A 23,899-nucleotide genomic window follows, 5' to 3' on the forward strand; every position below is an offset into this window, starting at 1 on the left:
GTGGGCCCGGGGTCAGCCCAGACGCGAGCGCAGCAGTTCCTTGCCGAGTTCGGCGCCCTTGCGGCTGTCCGCCTGGGCCTTGCGGAACAGTTCCACGACTTCCGTGTCCTTGTCGCGCTCGGCGTCCTGGATGTAGGTCTCCAGGCGCAACGCGTTCTCCAGGCACGCCTCGACGTACCAGAGCAGGTTGTAGTCCTTGTCCCGGGTACCGGTCACTTCGCCGGTCTCGGTGTGGGTGGCCATGCGGGGCCTCCTCCCAGCGTGGTCTTGGATGCTCGCGGGCCGGGTACCCCGCATCCCTCACCCATACCGGGCATCGGTTGACGAACGGACGGGCGGAAGTCGAACTAATCACACCAAAACGCCAGGGTCCGCCACCCCTTCCGCCAGGTAGAAAGATCCACCAGCATGCAGATGCCGAGTCGGCACAGTGCGGCCGACGGATCTTGCCCGGTGCCGCGCTTGGTCCGCGCCGCCGGGTCCTGGGGACAGCACACGGAGCCGGACGATGAATGATGCGATGTGGGAACGCGGTGTGGAGTGGCTCTCCGCCGCCGCGACGGACCCTAGGGTCTGCAAACGGGAGTGGGACCAGGGCGACGGGATCGCCCTGCTCCAGGCGGGCCGGTACTGGGACGTGCTGAGCGTCCCGGACCGGCTCGGTCTGCTCACCCTGGATCTGCTGTGGCAGCCCGCGCTGCCCGTGCCGGGGCCGACGCTGGTGGACACCGCGGCCCACCGGGTGGGTTTCTTCCTGCCGCCCGACCCGGGCAGCCGGTGGATCGGGGCGGGGCTGCGGCACGCCGGCCGGGGCTCCTGGGTCGCGGTGCCGCCGCCGTACCGGTCCGCCCGGTTCCTGGAGTGGCTCGTGCCGCCGGACGGCAGCGGCGCCCTGCACGCGCCCGGCACCCTGGAGCTGGCGCTGCGCCAGGCCAACGGCACGCTGGCCGTGCTCACCCCGCTCGGCGCGGAGTAGCGCGGCACACGACAGGAGGCGCCCGCAGGATGTCTCAACTGACGTGCGGGTGACGGCATTTCCGGCAGTCGACGCAGAAGCGAACAGATGCCGGTCACTTTCGGAGCGAAGTCTCGCCCGACCGTGCGAGACCGACCAATGACGGTGTGTACTGTGCTGCGAGAACCCGATGCGACCCTCCTGGAACCCGAATCGATGATCGAATTACCGGACTTGGTGGCCGGCGGTCTGGCCGTCGGCACACTGTCCGCGCTCGCCCTGGGCGGCGGCCTGCTGCGGCTCAGGCGACAACGCGGGCGGGCGTACGCGGAGATCGCCGCCCTGCGCACCCGACTCGACGGCACGGTCCGGGCGTTCACGGCCGAGGTCGAGCATCTGGCGGCGCACCGCGTGCCCGCCGCCGCCCGCCGGGTCGCCCATCCGCATCTCGACGTCCCGGGCCCGCTCCAGCCGTTGACGGTCGGCACCCCCCTCGGGATCGCCCTGGAGAACGTCCTGCTCGCGCTCCAGTCCGAGGTGGTCGCTCAGCGCACCCGGGTCGACGCCGCCGCCCAGGCCGGGATGCGCGGCGCCACCCGGGAGATCCAGGCCGCCCTGTACCGCCTCCAGGACGCCCTGCGCGGGCTGCAACAGCGCTACGACGATCCGGAGCTGGCCCAGACCCTGTTCCGGCTCGACCACGAGAACGAGCAGTCGCTGCGCCGCGCCCAGGTCACCGCCGTGGTCTGCGGCGCCTGGGTGGGCCTCGCCCGCGAGGAGTCCCACGTCGTGGACGCGGTGACCGGCGGCCAGGCCCGGCTCGCGGGCTACCGGCGGGTGCGGGTCCACAACCATCTGGAGCCCGGCACCGCCCTCGTCTCGCACGCCGTCGAACCCGTCGCGATCATCGTCGGCGAGCTGCTCGACAACGCGCTGCGGCACTCCTCGCCCGACACCGACGTCGTGGTCGGCCTGGAACACGTCGCCCACGGTGTGTGCGTCACCGTCGACGACGCCGGCCTCGGCATGACCCGCGACGAACGCGAGCGCGCCCAGCGGCTGGTGGCCGGCGACGAACCGATCCTGCTGACCGCGCTGGGCGATCCGCCGCGCATGGGACTGGCCGCGATCGGCCGCCTCACCCGCCAGTTCGACCTGGGCGTCGACGTCTCCTCGGCCTCGCCGTACGGCGGGGTGCGCGCGGTGCTGCGCGTCGACAGTCATCTGCTCAGCAGGATCGACCCCGAGGAGCGGCCGCCGTCGGCGAGCGCCGCGCGCACCACGCGCCGGCCCGCACCTGAACGCACGGCCCCCTCCCACACGTACGGAACGGAGAACCCGGTCGCGGAGCCCGCCGGGCACGACGGCCCCGGCGACGCCGACGGCCTGCCCCAGCGCCGCCGCCGTAGCCGGGTGGCCGTGCCCGAGGACTCCGCGACCGCCCGGCCGGCCCGCCGTCCGGAACGGTCCGCCGCCGCGCTGGGCGCGCTGCAGTCCGGCACCGCGGCGGCCCGCGCCGGCAAGGACGAGCCGGCCACCTCGCGGGAGGCGGCCGGGGACGACACCGACGAGACCGACCACGCAGAAGGAGGAGCGGCCCGATGACCAGCCGCGACACGGGCGCCACCGCATGGGTGCTGGAGCCGATCCTGCAGGTGCCGCACGTGGTGGCCGCCGTCATGCTGACCCGGGACGGCCTCGTGACGGGGTACACCGACGCGCTGTCGCAGCCGTCGGCCGAACGGGTCGCCGCCATCACCAGCACCGTGCAGGGGGCGTGCCGGACGGCCGCGGCCGCCTTCGCCGACCGGGACAGGGCCGAGGTGCGACAGATCGTCATCGAGTCCGACCACGGGTACGTCCTCATCGTGCCGACGGACCACGGCACCTGTGTGGCCGCGTACGGCGACGGCGAGGTGCGCCTGGACCTGCTGGCGCACCGGGTGCACTCCCAGGTGGCGCGACTGGGTGAGAAGGCCATGGCGGCCGCGTCCAGAGGAGCCGACGACAACGCTCCGGCATGACCGGCCGTCCGGCCGGCCGCCCTCTGGTCCCCGCGTATCTGTCGACCGGGGGCGTGGCCCGGCCCAGCCGCCCGCACATGGAGCGGCTGACGGTGCTCGCCCTGACCGGGGAGCCGCCGAGGGGCGGCCCGCCCGAGGAACTGCCCGCCGCCGGACTCGCCCTGCTGGAAGCGCTGGAGGGCGGCTCGCTGGCCGTGGTGGAGGCGGCGGCGCTGCTGCGGCTCCCGGTGTCCGCGGTGCGGGTGCTGGCGGCCGATCTCGCCGACCGCCGGCTGGTCCTCGCCCGGCCGCCCATCCCGCCCGCCGGGCGGTTCGATCCCGACCTGCTGAAGAGAGTGGCCGATGGCCTCCGCGCCCTCAAGCACGACTAGCGCACCCTCGAGCACGACCGGCACGACCTCCGGGGCCGATCGCGTCCATCTCCCCGACACCGCCCGCGACCTGGTGAAGATCCTGGTCGCGGGGCCGTTCGGGGTGGGCAAGACGACCCTGATCGGTTCGGTGTCCGAGATCCGGCCGCTGCACACCGAGGAGCCTCTGAGCGAGGCGTCCGCCGAGGTGGACGATCTGGCGGGGGTGCGGGACAAGACGACCACGACCGTCGCCATCGACTTCGGCCGGGTGAGTCTGCCCGGCGGAGTGGTGCTGTACCTGTTCGGCACACCCGGCCAGGAGCGGTTCCGGGCGCTGTGGGACGACATCGCCTACGGCGCGCTCGGCGCGCTCGTCCTGGTGGACGGCCGCCGGCTCGACGCGTCGTTCGACGTGCTGGGGCTGGTCGAGGAGAGCGGACTGCCGTACGCGGTGGCCTTCAACGAGTTCCCGGACGCGCCCCGGCACCACGGGATGGAGCGGCTGCGCCGGGCCCTGGACCTGGAGGCGGACACGCCGATGGTGACCTGCGACGCGCGGGATCCGAACTCCTCGATCCACGCGCTGCTGGCGCTGGTCGACCATCTGATCAGCCGTGACCCGGTGGAGGCCCGGTGACCGCCTACCCCCCGGACCGGCGGGACTTCTCGCGTTCGGCGCCGGTGCGCCTGTGGGAGGAGGGCTTCGCCTCGGACCCGCGCCACTACTACGGCGCCCTGCGCGCCCAGGGGCCGGTGGGCTGGGCGGAGCTGGCCCCCGGGGTGCCGGCGTACGTCGTCACCGACCGGCGGGCCGCGCTGGACGTGCTGCACGACGACGAGACCTTCTCGCACGACCCGAGAGCCTGGGAGACGACGGTCCCCGTCGACTCGCCGGTGCTGGGCATGATGCGGTGGCGGCCCAACGCGCTGTTCTCCGACGGCGCCGCCCATGTCCGCTACCGCACCACCCTGATCGATGTGTTCGACCTGGTGGAACCGCACGACCTGCGCGGCCGGGTGCACCGGGCGGTACGGCTGCTCGCGGGCCGGATCGGTCCGCGCGGCGAGGCCGATCTGGTCGGGGACTTCGCGCGGCCGCTGCTGGCGCTGGTCCTCAACGACCTGTTCGGGCTGCCGGACCACGAGGGCGACCGGCTCAACGAGAGCCTGGGCACGATGATGGAGGGCGGCGCGCGGGCCGCCGAGGGCGAGGCGCGGTACGCCCAGTACGTCCTGGAGCTGATCGCGGCCAAGGCGCGCACGCCCGGGCACGACCTGCCGAGCCGGCTGCTGGACCACCCGGCCCGGCTCACCCGCGAGGAGGTCACCTGGCAGGTGTTCCTCACCCTCGGCGCGGGCTACGAGCCGACCGCGAACCTGCTGTCCAACACGCTCTCCCGGATCCTGGGCAACCCGGCCTACTACTCCACCCTCACCAACGGCGCCCGCCCGGTGCTGGACGCGGTGGTGGAGGTCCTGCACCACGAGACACCGCTGGCCAACTACGGCATCTACTACGCGCGCGAGCCGGTCTCCTTCCACGGGGTGTGGCTGCGGGACGCGGTGCCGGTCGTGGTGTCGTACGGGGCGCTCGGACACTTCTCCGAGCAGGAGGACACCGCCGGACGGCATCCGAACGACGCCTCGCATCTGTCGTGGGGCGCGGGCCCGCACGCCTGCCCGGTCAAACAGCACACGCTGCTGCTCGTCACCGAGGCCATCGAGCAGCTCACCCAGTGGCTGCCGGACCTGGACCCGGTCCTGCCCCGGGAGCGGCTGGCCTGGCGCCCCGGGCCGTTCCACCGCTCGCTGACCGCTCTGCCCGTCCGTTTCAGCCCCCGCTCGCCCTCGTCCGACCAGCCGTCCGACCAGCCAGGAGCCCTTTCGTGACCGTGACCGACCGCATCGCCCTCGACCCGCTTGGCGCCGACATCCCGGCCGAGAGCGCCCGGCTGCGTGCCCTCGGCGCCGTCGTGCCCGTCGAGTTGCCGGGCGGCATCCCCGCCTGGGCGCCCACCGGCTACGACACCCTGAAGCAGCTGATCCTCGACCCCGAGGTCAGCAAGGACCCGCGCAGGCACTGGCGGCTGTGGCCGGAGCTCGGGGAGCACCCGTCCTGGGGCTGGATCCTCGGCTGGGTCGGTGTGGTCAACATGCTGTCCACCTACGGCGCCGACCACACGAGGCTGCGCAGGCTGGTGGCGCCGAGCTTCACGCACCGGCGCACCGAGGCGCTGCGCGGGCGGGTGGAGGCGGTCACCGCCGAGTTGCTGGACGAGCTGGAGCGGGGCGGGGAGGTGGTGGACCTGAAGGCGGGGTTCGCGCACCCGCTGCCGTTGCGGATCATCTGCGAACTGTTCGGCGTGCCGGAGGAGATGCGGCCCGCCACCGCCCGGCTGATCGCCGCGATCATGGACACCTCGGACCCCGGCCCGGAGCACGCCGCGTTCGTGCAGGAACAGATCGGCACCGTCCTCGGCGGGCTCATCGCGCACAAGGCGGAGCATCCGGGCGACGACATGACGACCGAGCTGATCCGGGTGCGCGACGAGGACGGGGACCGCCTCAGTGACGAGGAGCTGCTGTACACGCTGCTGCTGGTCATCGGGGCCGGGTTCGAGACGACCGTGAACCTCGTGGGGAACGCGGTGGTGGCGCTCCTGGGCCGGCCCGAGCAGCTGGCGGCGGTGCGGGCCGGGGAGATCTCCTGGGACGCGGTGATCGACGAGACCCTGCGGGCGCACCCGTCGATCGCGTCGCTGCCGCTGCGGTTCGCGGTGAGCGATCTGAAGGTCGGCGAGGTGACGATCCCGGCCGGGGACGCGATCATCACGACGTACGCCGCGGCGAATCTGGACCCGGAGCACTACGGCCCCGACGCGGACGTGTTCGACGCGACGCGCGCGGCGGAGGACCATCTGTCGTTCGGGATCGGGGTGCACCGGTGCATCGGGGCGCCGCTGGCCCGGATGGAGGCGTCGATCGCGCTGAGCGCCCTGTTCGAGCGGTTCCCCGAGCTGCGGGCGGCCGGCGGAGAGCCGGCCCAGGTGCCGTCGTTCATCGCGTTCGGCTGGCGGGAGATCCCCGTCCTGCTGCGCGGCTGACGGTGCGCACGCGGGGGTGCGACCAGTCCCCCGTGCCGGTCGCGCCCCCGCGGTCCTTCGAACCTACGTGCCTGATGACGGGCTTGTGAATCGCGGCGATGCCCGTTCGCGGGCGCCGAGGACTCACTTGTGCACAGGTGCGTCCGGATGGCCCGATTCCCCGGCCCGTCAGCGGTCCCCGGGCAGGTCGGGCTGGTCGAGTTCACGGGTCGCGAGGTGGGCGAGGACGACCTCGTAGAGATCGCTGCCGGAGGCGAGGAGCTGGCGTTCAAGGACGGGTTCGGCGCTGCGGACGTGCTCGCGCACGGTCTGGGCGTGTACGCCGAGGAGCTGCGCGGCGCGCTCGGCGTTGCCGCCGGCGGCGATCCAGGCGCGCAGGGTGCGGCGCAGGTCCCGGCCGTCGGTGTCCAGGCGGGCCAGCAGGTCCCGGGCCCAGGTGCCGAGGGCGGGGCCGGTGAGCAGGTCGCCGAGCCGTGCGGGGGCGGCCGGGCGGCCCGCGGTGTCCTCGGCGAGGGCGACCTGGGTGTTGAGGGCCAGATGGACGGTGGCCCGGACGGTGAGGTCGGAGAAGTCGGTGCCGAGCAGGTTCTCGACGCGTTCCATGCGGGCGCGGACGGTGTTGCGGCTGACGCCGAGCACCTTGGCCGCGCTGACGGCGGTGAACTCCAGGCCGAGCCGGGTGGTGGCGAGGAGTTCGGCGCGGGTGTGGTGCGGCAGGGCGTCGAGGGGGCGCAGCAGCCGGGTGGTCCAGGAGCGCAGGACGTCCGGGTCCATCAGGCGTTCGGGGTGGGTGCGTTCGGCGTAGACGGCGGTGTGGTCGGGGCGGAAGCGGGCGACGGCGAGGGCGCTGACGGCCTGGCCGTAGGCGCTGGCGGTGCCGGCGAGGCCCTGGCGGGCGCTGCCGCCGAGCAGGGCGTCGGGGGTGCGCCGGCACACGGCGCGCAGGGCGGAGGCCGTGGTGTCGTCCGGGACGACGACGATGACATGGCCGTCCATGGCGGGGCAGCGCACGACGAGGGCCTCGTCGCGGGTGGCCTCGACGCAGGCCTCGGCGAGGCGGTCGCGGTCGGCGGCGGCGGTCTCGACGACGTAGACGCAGGCGGTGTCGGTGTCGAGCAGACCGGGCCAGAGTCCGGCGGCGACCCGGCGGGCGGAGACGATGTCCTCGACCATGAGCAGTTGCAGGATCGCCAGGCGCAGGTCGGCGGTGGCGCGGGCGAGGCGGTCGCCGGTGGCCACGGTCTGCTGGGCGCGCAGCAGCAGTTCCAGGACGCTCGCGCTGCGCTGGAGGATGTCGGCGGCGCGCCGGTCGTAGGGGGCGGTCCGGCTGACGGCGAGGACACCGGCCGTGCCGGGCCCGGGGAGCTCGACCCTGACGAGCCGCAGATGGCGGCCGTCGCCCTCCCAGGCGGCGGAGGCGAGGCGGCCGCAGACGAGGTCGCCGAAGAGGTCGTCGTCCAGCCGCATCGGTTCTCCGGCGAGCGGGGCGCCGGTCCGGTCCAGCAGGGACACCGTCGCGTCGAGGGTCGTGGCCAGCCAGCCGACGATCCTGCGGACGCCGGAGCCGGCGGGGCGCAGGTGGTCCAGGAGCTCATGCGCCCATGTGGAGTCCGCGCCGCCCGTCGCCTCGGTCTGGCGGTTCCCGTCGTCCCGGCCGGCCATGCGCGCGCTCTCCTCGTCCCGGCCGGCCCCCTGCGGCCGATCCCGTCATTTCGGTCGGGGACGTTACCTCACCCGATCGGCGGGGCCGACCTCGGTCGGCCCGAGCGGGAATCTCGCGCGGCCGGGGGGCCGGTCTCAGTCGGCGGGGGTGGAGGAGCGGAGGCCCAGGGCGGCGAGCACTTCGGCGGGCGTACCCTGGCTCACCCTCATCCTGGGCGGCAAGCTCGGCGACCGCTTCGGCCGGCGCACCTACTACCTGGCCACCTTGTCTGTGCAGGGTTCTGCGAGGCAGGTGAAGGAGGTGAGGGTGACACGGAAGGCGGGCGGGCGTCGCAGGCGGCGCTCAGTGCGCGGCGCTGTGCAGGTTCCGGGCGAGTGAGGTGAGCGCGCCCAGCGCGGAGCCGAGGGTGTCCAGCTCGCCGTCGGTGAGGGCCAGCAGGGCCTCGGTGAGACAGGCCGTCTCGAGGTCGCGGACCTCGGCGAGGCGGGTGCGCGAGGTCGCCGTCAGATACAGGTGGGCGACGCGCTTGTCGGCGCTGTCCCGCCGGCGCTCCAGCTCACCCGCCTCGGTGAGCTGGGAGACGAGGGCGCTGACGTTGTTGGGCTTCATCAGCAGGGCCTCGGCGGCCTCGCGCACGGTGGCACCCTCCTGCTGGGCGACGAACTTCAGCAGCAGGAGCTGCCCCTCGGGGGGCTTGGGGTGCGGGTGGGTGGCCGCCACACGGCGGTCCAGGCTCCGGTGCAGCGCGGGGAGGCAGGCCGCGAGGCGGGAGGCCACGCGGTCGATGCTCCCGGAGGGTGCGCCGAGGTCGGACATGCAGCGAGGATAAGTATGCAGAGATACCTATGTCAACAGACCTGTTTCCGGCGTACGATGTGACCGTGGCCCGTCTGCGTGCCGCCCAGAAGGAGATGACCCGTCGGCTGCTGCTGTCGACGGCGTTGGAGCTGTTCGGGACGCGCGGCTACGCGCGGACCACCGTCGACGACATCGCGCGGGCCGCGGGCACCACCCGGGTGACCTTCTACGCGTACTTCCCCTCCCGCACGGACCTGATGAAGGCGCTCTGCGGCGAGCTGGCGGAGCTGACCGCCGAGGACACCGAGGCGCTCGTCGGCGTCGTGCGCGACGGCGGGCGGGACGCCATCGGCGCCTGGCTGGGCGCGGCGGCCGAGGGCTGGCCCCGGATCCGGCCGTACGTCCTCGCCGCGGAGGAGGCGGCGGCCGTGGACGGGGAGGTACGGGAGCTGGTCGAGGGCCGGTTCGACGGGCTGGTCGCCGACATCCAGGCCGCCCTCGACCGGGCCGGCCGGTTCGATCCGGGCTCCCGCCGCATGCGGGGCTTCCTCGCGCTCACCCAGCTCGACCGGCTGGCCCGGCACTGGATGCGCCACGGCTGGCAGAGCGAACCGGACACCGCGCTCGGCCTGCTCACGGAAAGCTGGGTGCACCTCCTGGGCCGCCCGGCGGAACCGGTCCCGCCGACGGAATAAGCTCGGCCAATGGCCAAGTACTACGACGTGCACCCCGACAACCCCCAGGCGCGTACCATCGCGCAGGTCGCGCAGGCGATCCGGGAGGACGCGCTGATCGCGTACCCGACGGACTCCTGCTACGCGCTGGGCTGCCGGCTGGGCAGCAAGGACGGCATCGACCGGATCCGGGCCATCCGCAAACTGGACGACCGGCACCACTTCACGCTCGTATGCCAGGACTTCGCCCAGCTCGGGCAGTTCGTGCGGGTGGACAACGACGTGTTCCGCGCGATCAAGGCGACGACGCCGGGCAGCTACACCTTCATCCTCCCCGCGACGAGGGAGGTGCCGCGCATGCTCCAGCACCCGAAGAAGAAGACCGTGGGCGTGCGCATCCCGGACCACGTCGTCACCCAGGCGCTGCTCACCGAGCTCGGCGAGCCCCTGCTGTCGAGCACGCTGCTGCTGCCCGGCGAGGAGGAGCCGATGACACAGGGCTGGGAGATCAAGGACCAGCTCGATCACGTGGTGGACGGGGTGGTCGACTCCGGGGACTGCGGCACCGAGCCGACCACGGTCATCGACTTCTCCGAGGGCGAGGCGGTGATCGTCCGGCACGGGGCCGGGGACACCTCGCGGTTCGAGTGAGCCCGCGGCCGACGACGGGAACGGCGTGTCCGGGACGGGAAGCGGTCCCGGACACGCCGTGCGGTCGTCCGCCCTACCGGACCGTGAGGTAGGCCCGGTCCACCGTCTGGACCAGGGTGTTGCCGTCACGGTCGGTCAGCTTGACCCGCAGGGAGACGGTGCCCGGCTGCGCCGGGTGCTTCAGCGCCAGACGGTCGCCGCGCACGGTCCGCGCCGGCGTCCAGGTCCCGCCCTCGTCGTACGACACCTCGAACGTCAGCTTCTTGACGGTGCGCCGGCCGGCCGCGCCCTCCACCGTGAAGGGCACCTCGAACCGCTCGCCCGCCCGGGCGGTGCTGCTGGGCGACAGCTCGGGGGAGAACCGGACCACGGACAGCGGCAGCCTCGTCCAGCTGTCGTCGGCCACCTGCGCCGAGCGGAACGTCCACCGCGCCCGCACCCGGGTGCTGACCGGGAACAGCTCGGGGTCCCGGGTCGCGTCGAGGCTCAGCTCGTACCGGTGGGCCTCCGCGGGAACGGTGTAGGTGCCCCGGTACGTCGGATCGCCGTCGCCGGGGATCTCCTCGCCGTCGGCGCGGAGCGAGGCGTCCAGCGTGAAGGGGCTGGACCCCACGTTCCCTTCGCCGTCGCCGAACAGGGGCAGGACCGCGCTGACCGTGTTCCCCCGCCGCGCCAGCCCGGGAGACAGATCCGTCGGTTCCCCCGTGGCCGGGGGCAGGGACGGGCCGAAGACACCGATGTCGAGCCTCTTGGTGTAGCTCCTGCCCGGCTCGTACGCCCTGAACTGCCCCTGCAGCGAGGACAGCGCGTTCCACTGCTCGGCGGCGTACCCCCACTTCACGCCGTTGCCGAGGATGTACTCGGTGGTCCGCTGCGGCAGGTTCCGCCAGACGGGGGTGCTGAAGTCGGCCGCGATCCGCTCGTCGGGCGAGTAGGGCATCGCGAAGACCACGCCGGTGTCCGGCAGGGGTGTGCCGAACGTCATGTCGATCTTGGCGAGGTCCTCCCGCCGGACGTCGGCGGTGAAGCCCCCGAGCGAACCCGTGCGGTTCCACGCCATGCGGTAGGTCACGGTGCGCCCGTCGGCGTCCTCGCGCGACCAGAAGCCGCTGTACTGGGCGTACGCCTCGTCCTTCGGCGTCCTGTCGCCGATCTGCCCGACCTTGAAGCTCCGGAAGTCGGGGAAGGCGAAGACGGAGATGGTCTCGAGGGCCGTCCCGTCCGTGTTCGTGTAGCCCGGCATCAGCTGGGCGTGGGTGCTCTTCGCCTCGGCGTCGGGCACGGTGATCCGCGTGGACTCGGCCTCGCGGGCGTCCATGACGATCGTGGTGTCCTTGTCCAGTTCCACGGCCGGAGCGAGGAAGTACGAGTCCGCGGCGGACTCGTCGGCCCCGCCGAGAATCCCGGTGAGGGCGTAGCTGCCCTTCGGCAGGCGAATGGTGGCCTCGCCGTCCGACTCGGCCAGGTCGCCGGTGTAGGCGCGGTCCCGGCCGTCGATCATCGTGTAGCCGTTGCCGGACGGCTTGCCCTCGTCGTCGAGCTGCCTGATGGTCAGGTTGTACGACTCGGCCTCGCGCTCCACACCGAAGGCGGTGCGCACCGAGGTCGCGCCGTCGGCCGAGGCCGCGGTCACCGAGCCGCCCCAGGACCCGTACACCTCGCCGCCGACCCGGGTGTCGGCGGTCACCGTGACGCTCGCCGTACCGCCCGCGGGGACGGTCACCTGCCGCGCCGAGAGGTCGAACAGGCCCTCGGGGGCGGGCTTCCCGTCCACCCCGAGCGCCTCCATCGACAGGTCCAGGACGACCGGCTCGGTGCCGAGGTTGCGGTAGGTGATCTCCTTGTTCACCGGCTGGTCGTCGGTGTGCGGCCACGCGGGGCGGCCGAAGCTGATCGGGCCGTTCTCGGCGACGACGGTCTGCCCGATCGCCCGCGCCACGTCGGTGCGGCCGGTGCCCTGCTGGTACGCGCTGTACGGGCCGGGCTCGGTCGAGCCGGTCAGCACCGCCTTGATCCGCTCACCGGTCCAGTCCGGGTGCTCCTGCGCCAGGAGGGCGGCGGCGCCGGCGACGTGCGGGGTGGCCATCGAGGTGCCGCTCAGCGTGGCGTAGCCGGGCGTCCCGGAGGGGTAGTGGTCCTCGATCTCGCTCGTGGTGGAGGCCGCGGCCGTGATGTCGACACCCGGCGCGGTCAGGTCCGGCTTGAGCCCGCCGTCCCCGACGCGCGGCCCCCGGCTGGAGAAGTCGGCGAGCTGGTCGTCCTTGTCCACCGCGCCCACCGTCAGCGCGGACTCGGCGCTGCCGGGCGATCCGACGGTGCTCTCACCGGCGTAGCCCGCGTTGCCCGCGGCGATGACGAACAGGGTGTCCGTCGTGGCGGAGAGACGGTTGACGGTCTCCTCCAGCGGGTCGACGCCCAGGGTGTCGGTGCCGCCCAGGCTCATGCTGACGATGTCGGCGTCCTCGGCGACCGCCCACTCCATGCCCGCGATGATGTCGGAGTCCCAGCCGTACCCCCGGTCGTCGAGGATCTTGCCGTCCAGGATGCGCGCCCCCGGAGCGACGCCCTTGTACCTGCCCTGCGACTCGGCGCCCGTACCGGCGATGGTGGAGGCCACATGGGTGCCGTGGCCGTTGGCGTCGACGGTGTCCTCGGAGGCGGGATCGGAGAAGTTCCGGTGGGCGATCACCCGGCCCGCCAGGTCGGGATGGCCACGGTCCACACCGGTGTCCAGGACGGCGACCTTGACGCCCGTGCCGTCGAATCCGGCGTCCCAGGCGGTCGGCGCGCCGATCTGGGGCACGCTCCGGTCCAGGCTGACCTGGCGTCTGCCGTCCAGCCAGACCTTCTCGACCTTCTTCACCGCCGGTGAGCCGGCCAGGCGTGCCGTGCCCTCGCCGTGGTCGCCGCCGTCGGTGAAGGTCTCCCAGAACGCGGCACCCCCGCGCCGGTCGGCGCGCAGCGCCACACCGTTGACCTCGTCGAGCGTCCTGCTCACCTTGGCGCGTGCGGGGCGGAAGGCGCTCGCGGCGGGGGTCTCGCTCCCGGTGTAGGTGACGATGAGCGGCAGGTCGGAGCCGTTCTTGTCGGCGTAGCCGTCCGCCAGCAACCGCGTCACGTCGAACAGCCGCCGGTCGAGCTTGCCCTGGACGGTCGGCAGCGCGGCGTCGCCGGGAATGACGTAGGTGTGCCCGTCGATCCTGCGGACCTGGAACGAGGCCTTCTCGCGCCCCTCGGCCCGCTGGACAGCGGCGACGGAACCGTCCGGGGCGACCGACACCGTGTCACCGGTGATCAGCGTCACCGTCCGTGCGCTCTTCGCGGCGGCCGCCGCGTCGGCGGCCGCCGCGAAGGTCTGGCTCATGACCGGTGTGCCGGTCGCGGCCAGGACGACGGCCATGGCGATCACCGCCGCCACGCGTAAGCCTCTGCTGGGGGATCCGGACATGCTGGTCACCTGTCTCATCTCGGAGAAAGCCGCGGGAAGGCCGCTCATGATCACGGTGTACGAGGGTGCAGTCGCGTTGTGACCGCGCCTGGACCGACGGATAACGGAACGGCAACGGCGGCCGGGCGGGGGGCGGCGGAGGCGGTTCGGTGGTGCGTGCAACGATGAGTTCCGCCGCACACGTGAACCGCGCAGAGAGGCACCCCCCATGACCTCCGTAGAGGGAACAGCCGTGGACATCCCCACCGAGGACGGCGTCGCGGACGCCTATCTCTCCCATCCGGGCGACGGGACGCCCCGGCCGGGCGTGCTGCTGTTCCAGGACGCCTTCGGACTGCGCCCGCATCTGAAGGCGATGGCCGACCGGCTCGCCTCGCACGGCTACACGGTGCTGGTGCCCAATGTGTTCTACCGTCACGGACGCGCCCCGGTCGTGGAGATGCCGGAGTTCATCGATCCGGCCGCGCGGCCGGAGATCTTCGGCAGTCTGATGCCGATCATGCAGGCGTTGACGAACGACCTGGCCATGCGGGACGCGGGCGCCTATCTGCGCTGGCTGGAGGAGAGCCCGCTGGTCGCCGAGGGGCCGGTCGCGCTCACCGGGTACTGCATGGGCGCGCGGCTCTCCCTGCTGACCGCCGGCACCCACCCCGAGCGGGTCGCGGCCGCGGCGGGCTTCCACGGCGGACGGCTCGCGACCGACGCGCCCGACAGCCCCCATCTGGTGGCCGACCGGATCACCGCCGAGCTCTACTTCGGCCACGCCGACCAGGACCACTCCCTGCCGCCCGAGCAGATCCAGCGGCTGGAGGACGCCCTGACCGCGGCCGGGGTGCGGCACACCTGCGAGGTCTACGAGGGCGCGCACCACGGCTACACCCAGGCCGACACCTCCGCGTACGGCGAGGAGGCGGCGGAGCGGCACTGGGCGGCGCTGCTGGACCTGCTGAAGCGGACCTTCTGAGCGAAGAGGGTGCCCGGGGCCGCGCGGCCCCGGGCACCCTCTTCCGTCCGTTTCGTTGACATGGGCACATCTCGGTGCCACTTTGAGAGCGCTCTCAAGAAGGTATGGACCAACCCCACAGGCCTACCCGCACGGAGGTGGAGAGTGCTCACCCGTATCACCACGGCACTGCTCGCGACGGTCGCGCTCGTCGGCGCGCTGCTCACCCTGGGGCCACCGGCCCGGGCCGCCGTCCCCGACACCATCCCCCTGAAGATCACCAACAACTCGGGCCGCGGCGAGGCCCTGTACGTCTACAACCTCGGCACCCTCCTGACGACCGGTCAGCAGGGCTGGGCGGACGCCGGCGGCACCTTCCACGCGTGGCCCGCCGGGGGCAACCCGCCCACCCCGGCACCGGACGCCTCCATCCCCGGTCCGGCGGCCGGGCAGTCGACCACCATCCGGATCCCCAGGTTCTCCGGCCGGATCTACTTCTCGTACGGCCAGCGGCTCGTGTTCAAGCTGACCACCGGCGGACTGGTGCAGCCGGCCGTGCAGAACCCGAGCGACCCCAACCGGAACATCCTCTTCAACTGGTCCGAGTACACCCTCGACGGCTCCGGGCTCTGGCTGAACAGCACCCAGGTCGACATGTTCTCCGCGCCGTACGCGGTGGGTGTGCAGCGCGCCGACGGCAGCACGGTCAGCACCGGGCACCTCGAGGCGGGCGGCTACAACGCGGTCCTCGCGGATCTGCGCGCGCGGTCCGGCGGCTGGGCGAACCTGATCCAGACGCGCTCCGACGGTACGGTCCTGCGCGCGCTCTCGCCGCTGTACGGCGTGGAGACCGGCGCCCTCGCGGCGAACGTCATGGACGACTACGTCAACCGGGTCTGGCAGAAGTACACGACCACGACGCTGACCGTGACGCCGTACGCCGATCAGCCCGGCACGAGGTACTACGGCCGGGTCGCGGGCGGGGTCATGAACTTCACGGACGCCTCCGGCACGGTCGTCACCCGCTTCCAGAAGCCGGACGCGGCCAGCGTCTTCGGCTGCCACAGGCTGCTGGACGCCCCGAACGACGCCGTGCGCGGGCCGATCTCCCGCACCCTGTGCGCGGGCTTCAACCGGTCCACGCTCCTGGTCAACCCCAGCCAGCCGGACACCACCGCGGCGCACTTCTACCAGGACGCGGTGACCAACCACTACGCCCGAGCCGTCCACGCGCACATGGCCGACGGGAAGGCGTACGCGTTCGCCTTCGACGACGTGGGACAGCAGGAGTCGCTCGTCCACGACGGCTCGCCGCGCCAGGCGTATCTGACGCTCGATCCGCTCTCCTGACCACGACGACGTCCCGCACGCGGGGGGAGCCCGCGTGCGGGACGTCGGTCAGGTGGAGCGGATCAGCCGGTCGTCACGGCGGTGTCGTCGATGACGAAGCTGGTCTGGAGCGAGGAGTCCTCGACGCCGGTGAACTTCAGCGCCACCGTCGAGCCCGCGTAGGAGCCGAGGCTGAAGGACTTCTGGACGTACCCGGAGGCCGCGTTGAGGTTGGAGTACGTGGCCAGGGTGGTCGACCCGGCGGTGACCGTCAGCTTGTCGTACTGGGTGCTGGTGGTGGTCTCGGCCGTGTCGATGTGGAGGTAGAAGGTGAAGGTGGTGTTGGTGCAGCCGCTCGGGATCGTCACCGACTGGGACAGCGTGTCGGTGTGGGTCGAGCCGTAGCCGTCGAGCCAGGCCTTGTAGGAGCCGGTACGGGCCGCCTGGCTGCTGGAGTTGGTGATGACACCGCTCGTCGCCGTCCAGGTGGTGTTGCCGGACTCGAAGCCGTTGTTGCCCAGCAGCTGCGTCGAGGTGCAGGAGCCGCCGCCCCCGGAGGAGCTGACCGTCCAGGTGAAGGACGCGGTGCCGGTGGCGCCGGTGGAGTCGGTCACCGTGACGGTGGTGCTGTAGGTGCCGGCCGTGGTCGGCGTGCCCGAGATCAGACCGGTCGAGCTGATCGACAGGCCGGTGGGCAGTCCGCTCGCCGCGTAGGTCAGGGTGCCGCTGTTGGTGCTGCTGGCCGAGACCTGCAGGCTGACCGCCGTGCCGACGGTGGTGGACTGGCTGCCCGGGTTGGTGACCGTGACGCCGGTCGACGGGACCGTGATGTGGCTGCCGACGTTGATGCCGGCGAAGGCGTTGCCGACCCCCGCGTACTGCGTGGAGCTGGAGCCGTAGAGCGCCGTGGCGGCGTTCAGGGCGGCGGTGCGGGCGCCCGCGTAGTTGGTGCTGGACGTCATGTACGTCGTCAGCGCCTTGTACCAGATCTGCAGCGCCGCGGCCCGGCCGATACCGGCGACGGCGACGCCGTCGGAGGTCGGGCTGTTGTAGGTGACGCCGTTGATGGTCTTGGTGCCGCTGCCCTCGGAGAGCAGGTAGAACATGTGGTTCGCCGGGCCCGAGGAGTAGTGGACGTCGAGGTTGCCGACGCCGGAGTACCAGGAGTTGGCCGAGGAGCCGTCCTTGCTCGGCTGGTCCATGTAGCGCAGCGGGGTGCCGTCCCCGTTGATGTCGATCTCCTCGCCGATGAGGTAGTCACCGACGTCGTTGGAGTTGGCCGCGTAGAACTCGACACCCGTGCCGAAGATGTCCGAGGTCGCCTCGTTCAGACCGCCCGGCTCGCCCGAGTAGTTCAGGCCCGCGGTGTTGGAGGTGACGCCGTGGCTCATCTCGTGGCCGGCGACGTCGAGCGAGGTCAGCGCGTGGGTGCTCCCGGAGCCGTCGCCGTAGGTCATGCAGAAGCAGTCGTCGTCCCAGAAGGCGTTGACGTACGCCGTGCTGTAGTGGACGCGCGAGTAGGCGGCGACGCCGTCGTTCTTGATGCCGCTGCGCCCGAAGGTGTTCTTGTAGAAGTCCCAGGTGACCTGGGCGCCGTAGTGGGCGTCGACACCGGCGGTCTGGGTGTTGGAGCCGGATCCGGTGCCCCACACGTCGTCGGTGTCGGTCATCAGGGTGCCGGTGCCCGACGTGCCGTTGTTGAGGCTGTACGTCTTGTGGCCGCCGCGCGTGGTGTCGTAGAGCTGGTACGTCGACCCGGACAGCGTGGTGCCGATGGTGACGGTGCCGCTGTACTGGCTGTTGCCGGTACCGGTCTTGATGTCCTGGAACTCGGAGAGCTTCGCTCCGGTCAGGGCGTCGGTGACGACGTGCAGCCGGCTCGGCGTGCCGTCGTCCTGGAGGCCGCTGACCACCGTCTCCCAGGCGAGCTTCGGCGTGCCCTCGCCGGCCCAGATCACCTTGCGGGCGCTCTGTGTGGCGGGGTCCGTCGCGTCGAGGGCCTGGGCCCGCTTCAGCGCCTTGGTCTCGGCGGAGGCCTTGCTGTACGTCGCCTTGGTCGACTTGACCGAGATGGCGCGGCGGTTGTTGTTGAAGGTCGTGCTCACGGTGCCGGCGGCCAGGGAGGCCGGGGGGGTGTGCACGACGAAGTCGCCGCCGAGGACGGGCAGACCGGCGTAGGTGCGCTCGTAGCGCGTGTGCACGGTGCCGTCGTTGTCCTTGACGACGTCCTTGACGATGAGCTTCGTCTGGGCGGGCAGGCCCAGGGACTCCGTCGTCTGTTCCGTCTTCGCCTGGGCGCCCTTGATGAGCGCGGTGCGCTGGGCGGGCGTGACGTCGGCGGCGAGGCCGCCGCTGCGCAGGGGGGTGGGGTGGGGGGCTGCGGGCTTCGCGGCTGCCGGGACCGACTGGACGCCGAGGGCCAGCAGGGCGGCGGTGGAGAGCAGGGCTGCTCCGACCGCGGTCCGCTTGCGGGGGTTGGATCTCACTCGTTCTCCTACTGCGGCGGCCGCGGGGTACGGCCGGTGACAGACCGGGCAGACGGGTGTGCTGCCCGGGACGAGCTGAGTTGTGCGGGACCGTGGAACAAGGTGGGGGCAACATGCCGCTGGTGTGCGGTAGTTGGGTGGGAGAATGGCAGGCTTGACGGGCACATGTCAGCCCGATCCGGACGCTTCGAGGGTTATCCCTCGGCGCCGGGCCCGTCGCGGGCCGTCACAGGCCGCCAGCCTGTGAACCGGCTGTACGTTCCCTGTCCCACTCCGTGGACACATGGGGCGACACACCGGGCGAACTTGCCCTCACCCCCTGCTTACACGTAGACAATCCTCCACGAACATCCGTGACTTCGGGGGGAGTTGACGATGGAAGGCACGATTGACGGCTTCCGGTACGGGATCGTGACCCCGGTGGCGGCCTACCTGATGGCATGCCTCGGAGGGGCCCTGGGGCTGCGCTGCATCGTGCGGTCGCTGGTCAACTCCGACTCCTTCAGGGCGGGTTGGCTGGCGCTGGGGGCCGCGTCGATCGGCTGTGGCATCTGGACGATGCACTTCATCGCGATGACCGGCTTCCGGGTGCGGGAGACCCGGATCGGCTATGACCCCGGACTGACCCTGCTCAGCCTCGCCGTCGCGGTCGCCGTGGTCGGGATCGGCGTGTTCCTCGTCGGCCGCCCGGACGCCGGCCGCGGAGCGCTCCCGCTCGCGGGGGTGGTCACCGGTCTGGGGGTCGCCGCGATGCACTACCTGGGCATGGCGGCGATGCGGCTCGACGGCAGCATCGCCTACGACCCGCTCCTGGTCGCCCTCTCGGTGCTGATCGCGGTCGTCGCGGCCACCGCCGCGCTGTGGGCGGCGGTCACGGTCCGCGGCTTCCTGACGAGTCTGGCCGCCAGCCTGGTGATGGGCCTCGCCGTGTCCGGGATGCACTACACCGCCATGGCTGCGGTCGGCGTCCATGTGCACGACACGACCTCGTCGTGGGCGGGCGACTCCCCCACCTCGCTGCTCCTGCCCATGCTGATCGGGCCGGTGATCTTCCTGCTGCTCGCCGGTGTGGTGGTGATGTTCGACCCGCTGCTCGTGCTAGGCGACGGGGAGTGGAACCGGCCCGCCCCGAAGGAACGGGCCGATGCTCCGAAGCGTCAGGTCAGCCGGTCGTGGAGCGGTGGGTGAGCGGTTCCCGCAGCCCGAGGTGCTCGCGCAGGGTCGTCCCGGCGTACCCGGTGGGGTAGACCCCGCGTTCCTGCAGTTCGGGCACGAGCAGGTCGACGATGTCGTCCAGGCCGTCCGGGATCAGGTACGGCGTGATGTTGAAGCCGTCGACCGCGCCGTGCCGCACCCAGTGGGCGAACCGGTCGGCGAGCGAGGCCGGGGTTCCGACATGGCCGCGCTGGGGTCCGAGCGCGATGACGGTCTCCCGCAGGGACCACCCGTGGGCCTCCGCCTGCTCCCGCCAGGCGGCGACCACCTTGTACGGGTCGGTGGTGCGCCGGGCGCCGAAGGAGCCGTCGTTCTCGGCGACCACCGGGTCCTCCGCGGGCACGGGCCCGTCGGCGTCGCGGTCGGAGAAGTCACGGTTCCACAGCAGCCCCGCGATGCCCAACGCGGTGGCCGGGGTGACCTGTTGGAGGCGGACCCAGCGCTTCTTCTCCAGCGCCTCCTCCTCCGTCGCCCCGATGATGATCTCCGTGCCGGGCAGGATGCGCAGATCGTCCTCGGGCCGCCCGACGGCCCTGAGGCGGGCGCGGAGGTCGTCGGCGAAGGCGAGCGCGTCGTCGAAGTCGCTGCCGTGCGCGGAGAAGACGACCTCCGCGTTGCGGGCGGCGAAGTCCCGTCCGGCTCCGGAGTCACCCGCCTGGAAGATCACCGGGTGGCCCTGCGCACTGCGCGGCAGGGTGGGCGCGAGATCGACGTCGAACTGCGGTCCCCGGTGGCTCACCTGGCGTACGGCGCCGGGTGCCGACCAGGCGGGGGCGCCCGGGGAGCCGGTCGCGGCGCCGTCCTTCCAGCCGTCCCAGATCGCGCGGGCGACGGTGAGGAACTCCTCGGCGCGCGTGTAGCGGTCGGCGTGGTCGAGATGGCCGCCGCGCCGGAAGTTGGCGCCGGTCCAGGCGTTGTCGGTGGTCACGACGTTCCAGCCGGCCCGGCCGCCGGAGAGCAGATCGAGGCCGGAGAGCCGGCGGGCGAGGTCGGCGGGTTCGTTGAAGGTGGTGTTGGAGGTGGACACCAGACCGATCCGGTCGGTGACCGCGGCGAGCGCGGCGAGCTGGGTGACGGCGTCGGGCCGTCCGGCGACGTCGAGGTCGTGGATCTTCCCGTCGACCTCGCGCAGCCGCAGCCCCTCCCCCAGGAAGAACGCGTCGAACAGGCCCCGTTCGGCGGTCCGGGCCACCCGCCGGAAGCTGGCGGGATCGATCTGGGAACCGCTCGCCGGGTCGGACCAGACGGTCCAGTGGTTGACGCCCTGGAAGAACACACCGAAGTGCAGCTGGGCGTCGGGGCGGGGGACGTCGAGAGGGTCGGTGCGGGTCATCGGGTCTCCTCCAGGGCCCCGGCGGCGGTCGCGTAACGGTTGGCGGGGCGCTCCAGGCCCAGGTGGGTGCGCAGGGTCGCGGCGGGCAGCGGCCGTACGGCGTGCCGGCGCTCGAAGAGATGGGGCAGGACGAGCCGGGAGAGCTCAGGCAGGTCCTCGTCCAGCACCAGCGGATGCAGCCGTACGCCGTCCACGACTCCCCTCAACTCGGCCAGCAGCGTGGCGAGTCCGGCGGCCGAGCCGAGGTGCCGCAGCCGGCCCCGGTCGGTCCAGGGGCTGTGCTGCGCGAGGTCGGCGAGGCGTTCCTCGGCCGTGGCGTGCGCGGTGTCGAGGGCGATCTCGACCTCGGCGAACGTCCGGGCCGTCCCGGCAGCGGCGGCGGCCGCGCGCACCTCCGCCAGGTCGCGTCCGCCGACCAGCGCCACGTCCAGCAGGGCGGCGGGCACCCGGTCGGGCCTTCCGAGCACCACCAGCTGCCCCTGGGGCGGGCGCGGCACGATCGCCGGGCCCTTGACCGTGAAGGTGTCCCCGGTGAAGTCGACGTAGTGCAGCCGGTCACGGTCCAGGTAGCGACTGGTGGCGACGGAGCGGATGACGGCGTCGTCCTCCCAGGAGTCCCACAGCGCGCGGACCACGTCGACGCCGTCACGGTTCTCGCGGGCCCGGGCGTCCGGCCCGGCGACGAGGGGGCGCCCCCAGGAGCGGGCGGCCTCCGGCCGTTCCTCCTCGCCGACCACCCAGCCCGCGCGCCCGGTGGAGATGTGGTCGAGGGAGGCCAACTGGCTGGAGACGTGGAAGGGTTCGGCGTACGTCACCGGGATCACGGGGGCGATCCCGACGACACTGGTCGACGCGGCGAGGAACGCGGCCCTCTCCACCGCGCCGATCCGGCCGACGGCGTCGGGCGCGGCGGCGGGCGGCAGGGCGCCGTCCTCCAGGGTGAGCAGGGTGAACCCGGCGTTCTCCGCTGCGGCACCGACCTCGGCGACGCGGCGCGGGGTGAGGAGATGGTCGGGCGAGTGGGCGGCGCGGCGCCAGGCCGCGGGGTGGGCGCCGTCGCCGTCGAGTTCGAGGGCGAGCCGCAGGGCAGGACCGGACACGGGGGTTCCTTCCGAGGACACGACGAGACGACCGGCCCGACGGGCCGGCGGGGGTCAGGTGCGTGCGGAAGGACAGACGGCGGAGGCGGTGCGGCAGTAGTCGACGTGCCGGCGGACGATCAGGCGCGTGCCCGTGGCGGCACCGTGCGGTGCCGTGCGGGATGCGCGCATCGGGGCCTCCCCCCGTCCGTGTCGATCGCTTCAACCTACGCGGTCGTCCCCGGAAGATGTCAAGGGCACTAGATGCACACGCAACAGGCGGGGTCGGCCGGGGACCCCGGGCAGCGTGATTGTTACGGTGCACCCCGTGTCTGACTCCTCACGTGAAACCGCGGCGGGCGCCGGCTGGGGCGAGGCGGAACCCGGTGCGTACCGGCAGTTGATGCCCGGCCGGGTCGAGAAGATCTCATGGCTCGACCCCAGGATGCTGTGGGCGGCCCGCAACGGGGTGCTGGCCTCCTGGTTCGGGGATCCCACGGGCCGTACCCGCGAGCGGTGGGTGGAGCAGCGCGCCGCGGCCGGGGCGCCCGCCGACAAGGTGATCCGGCGCTCGGACCCGGACCGTTTCTCCTTCATGGTCATCGGCGACACGGGAGAGGGCGACGCACCGCAATACGCCGTGGTGCCAGGGTTTCTGAAGGTGAGTCAGGGCACCGCGTTCACCGTCCTCGCCAGCGACGTCATCTACCCGGTGGGCGCCGCGGACGACTACGGCGCCAAGTTCTTCCGCCCGTACCGGGACTATCGCGCCCCCATCTACGCGATACCGGGGAACCACGACTGGTACGAGGACCTCGGCGGATTCATGCGGGTCTTCTGCGACGACGCCCCGCCGCCGCCGGCCGGGCCCGCGCCGCGCCCGCTCACCGGCGCCTGGCTGCGCTCCCTGCTGTGGCACCGGCCGCGTCCGCACGACGGCCGACGCCTGGACGAGGCACGGGCGTTGCGTGCGGCCGCGGACCAACAGGCCGTGCAGCCGGGCCCGTACTGGGCGATCGACGCCGGACCGGTGCGGATCGTCGGTATCGACACCGGTCTGCTCGGCACCGTCGACGCCGCGCAGGGCGCGTGGCTGCGCGAGGTGTCCCGGGGACCCCGGCCGAAGATCCTCGTCACCGGCTCGCCGCTGTACGTCGACGGTGAGCACCACCCCTGCCCCGTCGAGGGCGGGGGGACGGTCGACGACATCGTGCGCGCGCCGGAGCACCGCTATGTCGCCGCGATCGGCGGCGACATCCACAACTACCAGCGCTATCCGGTGACGTTGGCGGACGGTCGCACCCTGCAGTACGTGGTGGCGGGCGGCGGCGGGGCCTTCATGCACGCCACGCACACCATCCCCCGGGTGTCGATCGCCGGGGTCACCGAGCAGGACTTCCGCTGCTACCCGCTGCGCGGCGACTCCCTCGCCTTCTACAGCAGGCTCTACGGCCGCCGGCTGCGGCTGCGCCGCTTCTTCGCCCTCACCGAGGCCGAGGCGCAGGCGGTCGTCGCCGAACGGGTCGGCATCCCGGCGACCCGCGCACCCGGGCCGCAGGTCCGGGTGACCCGGCGGATCCGGCTGATCGCGGGCCTGCTGGGCACCGGGAGCCGCCCGGGCCGCCGACGGCGCCTGCGGCTCCCCGTGCGCAAGATCTACACGCAGTTGTTCTCGCCGAGCTCGGCGACCTACAGCCCGCCCTTCTTCAAGTGCTTCCTGCGGCTTGACGTCACCCCGGAGTCGATCCGCCTGCGCTGCCACGCGGCCACCGGCAACCGCGCGCAGGAACGGAACCCGCCGGTCGAGGACGAGGTCGTCATCCCGCTCGTCTGATCACACGCCC

20 protein-coding genes are annotated in these 23,899 nt (G+C 72.6%); 13 read left to right on the forward strand and 7 right to left on the reverse strand.

All coding sequences use genetic code 11. The features are described from left to right. Positions 1–12: 12 nt before the first annotated feature. On the reverse strand, positions 13–243 hold the full coding sequence (locus OG852_RS05050; RefSeq protein ID WP_133916663.1) for a hypothetical protein: 231 nt from the start codon (positions 241–243) through the stop codon (positions 13–15). Between the two features lie 265 nt (positions 244–508). Between OG852_RS05050 and OG852_RS05055 the strand changes: the two genes are divergently transcribed. The 7 genes from OG852_RS05055 (at position 509) to OG852_RS05085 (ending at position 6,436) form a co-directional block, all read left to right on the forward strand. Beyond that, a complete protein-coding gene (locus OG852_RS05055) occupies positions 509–976 on the forward strand; it encodes a hypothetical protein (RefSeq protein ID WP_133916662.1) in 468 nt (155 codons plus the stop codon). 195 nt (positions 977–1,171) lie between these two features. Then, positions 1,172–2,560, forward strand: coding sequence for an ATP-binding protein (locus OG852_RS05060; protein WP_330347209.1), 1,389 nt, complete (start codon positions 1,172–1,174; stop codon positions 2,558–2,560). Then, the gene (locus OG852_RS05065) at positions 2,557–2,979 is read left to right on the forward strand and encodes a roadblock/LC7 domain-containing protein (protein ID WP_133916660.1); all 423 of its coding nucleotides are present in this window, start codon (positions 2,557–2,559) and stop codon (positions 2,977–2,979) included. The genes OG852_RS05060 and OG852_RS05065 overlap by 4 nt, the downstream gene beginning before the upstream one ends. Next, entirely contained in the window at positions 2,976–3,350 is a 375-nt protein-coding gene (locus tag OG852_RS05070) for a DUF742 domain-containing protein (protein WP_133916659.1), read from the forward strand. Before OG852_RS05065 ends, OG852_RS05070 begins: the two co-directional genes overlap by 4 nt. After that, positions 3,322–3,969 carry a GTP-binding protein gene (locus OG852_RS05075; protein ID WP_330347210.1) on the forward strand — a complete coding sequence of 216 codons (648 nt, stop codon included), beginning with the start codon at positions 3,322–3,324 and terminating at the stop codon, positions 3,967–3,969. The genes OG852_RS05070 and OG852_RS05075 overlap by 29 nt, the downstream gene beginning before the upstream one ends. After that, a complete protein-coding gene (locus tag OG852_RS05080) occupies positions 3,966–5,222 on the forward strand; it encodes a cytochrome P450 (protein WP_330347211.1) in 1,257 nt (418 codons plus the stop codon). Before OG852_RS05075 ends, OG852_RS05080 begins: the two co-directional genes overlap by 4 nt. Beyond that, complete coding sequence (locus OG852_RS05085) at positions 5,219–6,436, forward strand: cytochrome P450 family protein (protein WP_330347212.1); 1,218 nt, start codon at positions 5,219–5,221, stop codon at positions 6,434–6,436. Before OG852_RS05080 ends, OG852_RS05085 begins: the two co-directional genes overlap by 4 nt. 168 nt (positions 6,437–6,604) lie before the next feature. Here the strand turns inward: OG852_RS05085 and OG852_RS05090 are convergent, their stop codons facing one another. Continuing rightward, positions 6,605–8,098, reverse strand: coding sequence for a helix-turn-helix domain-containing protein (locus tag OG852_RS05090; protein ID WP_133916655.1), 1,494 nt, complete (start codon positions 8,096–8,098; stop codon positions 6,605–6,607). Between the two features lie 343 nt (positions 8,099–8,441). Next, positions 8,442–8,915 carry a MarR family winged helix-turn-helix transcriptional regulator gene (locus OG852_RS05095; protein WP_133916654.1) on the reverse strand — a complete coding sequence of 158 codons (474 nt, stop codon included), beginning with the start codon at positions 8,913–8,915 and terminating at the stop codon, positions 8,442–8,444. A 65-nt stretch (positions 8,916–8,980) separates the two neighbouring features. Here OG852_RS05095 and OG852_RS05100 point away from each other — a divergent pair, with 65 nt between their 5' ends. Both OG852_RS05100 and OG852_RS05105 read left to right on the forward strand, forming a co-directional pair. After that, the gene (locus tag OG852_RS05100) at positions 8,981–9,592 is read left to right on the forward strand and encodes a TetR/AcrR family transcriptional regulator (protein ID WP_330347213.1); all 612 of its coding nucleotides are present in this window, start codon (positions 8,981–8,983) and stop codon (positions 9,590–9,592) included. Positions 9,593–9,601: 9 nt separating this feature from the next. After that, entirely contained in the window at positions 9,602–10,222 is a 621-nt protein-coding gene (locus tag OG852_RS05105) for an L-threonylcarbamoyladenylate synthase (protein ID WP_330347214.1), read from the forward strand. 73 nt (positions 10,223–10,295) lie between these two features. Here OG852_RS05105 and OG852_RS05110 read toward each other — a convergent pair whose 3' ends face one another. Next, the gene (locus OG852_RS05110) at positions 10,296–13,670 is read right to left on the reverse strand and encodes a S8 family serine peptidase (protein ID WP_330347215.1); all 3,375 of its coding nucleotides are present in this window, start codon (positions 13,668–13,670) and stop codon (positions 10,296–10,298) included. Positions 13,671–13,878: 208 nt separating this feature from the next. Between OG852_RS05110 and OG852_RS05115 the strand changes: the two genes are divergently transcribed. Both OG852_RS05115 and OG852_RS05120 read left to right on the forward strand, forming a co-directional pair. Next, positions 13,879–14,634 (forward strand): dienelactone hydrolase family protein, encoded by a 756-nt coding sequence (locus OG852_RS05115; RefSeq protein WP_330347216.1) that lies wholly within the window; start codon positions 13,879–13,881, stop codon positions 14,632–14,634. A 144-nt stretch (positions 14,635–14,778) separates the two neighbouring features. Continuing rightward, a complete protein-coding gene (locus OG852_RS05120; RefSeq protein ID WP_330347217.1) occupies positions 14,779–15,963 on the forward strand; it encodes a glycoside hydrolase family 64 protein in 1,185 nt (394 codons plus the stop codon). Between the two features lie 62 nt (positions 15,964–16,025). Here OG852_RS05120 and OG852_RS05125 read toward each other — a convergent pair whose 3' ends face one another. Beyond that, positions 16,026–18,428 (reverse strand): M4 family metallopeptidase, encoded by a 2,403-nt coding sequence (locus tag OG852_RS05125; RefSeq protein ID WP_330347218.1) that lies wholly within the window; start codon positions 18,426–18,428, stop codon positions 16,026–16,028. A gap of 375 nt (positions 18,429–18,803) precedes the next feature. Here OG852_RS05125 and OG852_RS05130 point away from each other — a divergent pair, with 375 nt between their 5' ends. Beyond that, positions 18,804–19,616: an MHYT domain-containing protein gene (locus OG852_RS05130; RefSeq protein WP_133916648.1), complete on the forward strand. Its 813-nt coding sequence runs from the start codon at positions 18,804–18,806 to the stop codon at positions 19,614–19,616. Here OG852_RS05130 and OG852_RS05135 read toward each other — a convergent pair. Further along, on the reverse strand, positions 19,591–20,976 hold the full coding sequence (locus tag OG852_RS05135) for an NtaA/DmoA family FMN-dependent monooxygenase (RefSeq protein WP_133916647.1): 1,386 nt from the start codon (positions 20,974–20,976) through the stop codon (positions 19,591–19,593). The genes OG852_RS05130 and OG852_RS05135 overlap by 26 nt on opposite strands. After that, a complete protein-coding gene (locus tag OG852_RS05140) occupies positions 20,973–22,076 on the reverse strand; it encodes an LLM class flavin-dependent oxidoreductase (RefSeq protein WP_133916646.1) in 1,104 nt (367 codons plus the stop codon). The genes OG852_RS05135 and OG852_RS05140 overlap by 4 nt, the downstream gene beginning before the upstream one ends. Positions 22,077–22,383: 307 nt before the next feature. Between OG852_RS05140 and OG852_RS05145 the strand changes: the two genes are divergently transcribed. Beyond that, positions 22,384–23,889 carry a metallophosphoesterase family protein gene (locus OG852_RS05145; RefSeq protein ID WP_133916645.1) on the forward strand — a complete coding sequence of 502 codons (1,506 nt, stop codon included), beginning with the start codon at positions 22,384–22,386 and terminating at the stop codon, positions 23,887–23,889. Positions 23,890–23,899: the final 10 nt, after the last annotated feature.

The sequence above is a fragment of the Streptomyces sp. NBC_00582 genome (assembly GCF_036345155.1).
Taxonomy (GTDB): Bacteria; Actinomycetota; Actinomycetes; order Streptomycetales; family Streptomycetaceae; genus Streptomyces.

Bases quoted from the DNA above. Each gene is read 5' to 3' on its own strand.
- OG852_RS05130 (WP_133916648.1), top strand. From the start codon at position 18,804: ATGGAAGGCACGATTGACGGCTTCCGGTACGGGATCGTGACCCCGGTG.
- OG852_RS05070 (WP_133916659.1), top strand. From the start codon at position 2,976: ATGACCGGCCGTCCGGCCGGCCGCCCTCTGGTCCCCGCGTATCTGTCG.
- OG852_RS05090 (WP_133916655.1), bottom strand. From the start codon at position 8,098: ATGGCCGGCCGGGACGACGGGAACCGCCAGACCGAGGCGACGGGCGGC.
- OG852_RS05065 (WP_133916660.1), top strand. From the start codon at position 2,557: ATGACCAGCCGCGACACGGGCGCCACCGCATGGGTGCTGGAGCCGATC.
- OG852_RS05075 (WP_330347210.1), top strand. From the start codon at position 3,322: ATGGCCTCCGCGCCCTCAAGCACGACTAGCGCACCCTCGAGCACGACC.
- OG852_RS05135 (WP_133916647.1), bottom strand. From the start codon at position 20,976: ATGACCCGCACCGACCCTCTCGACGTCCCCCGCCCCGACGCCCAGCTG.
- OG852_RS05055 (WP_133916662.1), top strand. From the start codon at position 509: ATGAATGATGCGATGTGGGAACGCGGTGTGGAGTGGCTCTCCGCCGCC.
- OG852_RS05050 (WP_133916663.1), bottom strand. From the start codon at position 243: ATGGCCACCCACACCGAGACCGGCGAAGTGACCGGTACCCGGGACAAG.
- OG852_RS05110 (WP_330347215.1), bottom strand. From the start codon at position 13,670: ATGTCCGGATCCCCCAGCAGAGGCTTACGCGTGGCGGCGGTGATCGCC.
- OG852_RS05060 (WP_330347209.1), top strand. From the start codon at position 1,172: ATGATCGAATTACCGGACTTGGTGGCCGGCGGTCTGGCCGTCGGCACA.
- OG852_RS05095 (WP_133916654.1), bottom strand. From the start codon at position 8,915: ATGTCCGACCTCGGCGCACCCTCCGGGAGCATCGACCGCGTGGCCTCC.
- OG852_RS05115 (WP_330347216.1), top strand. From the start codon at position 13,879: ATGACCTCCGTAGAGGGAACAGCCGTGGACATCCCCACCGAGGACGGC.
- OG852_RS05105 (WP_330347214.1), top strand. From the start codon at position 9,602: ATGGCCAAGTACTACGACGTGCACCCCGACAACCCCCAGGCGCGTACC.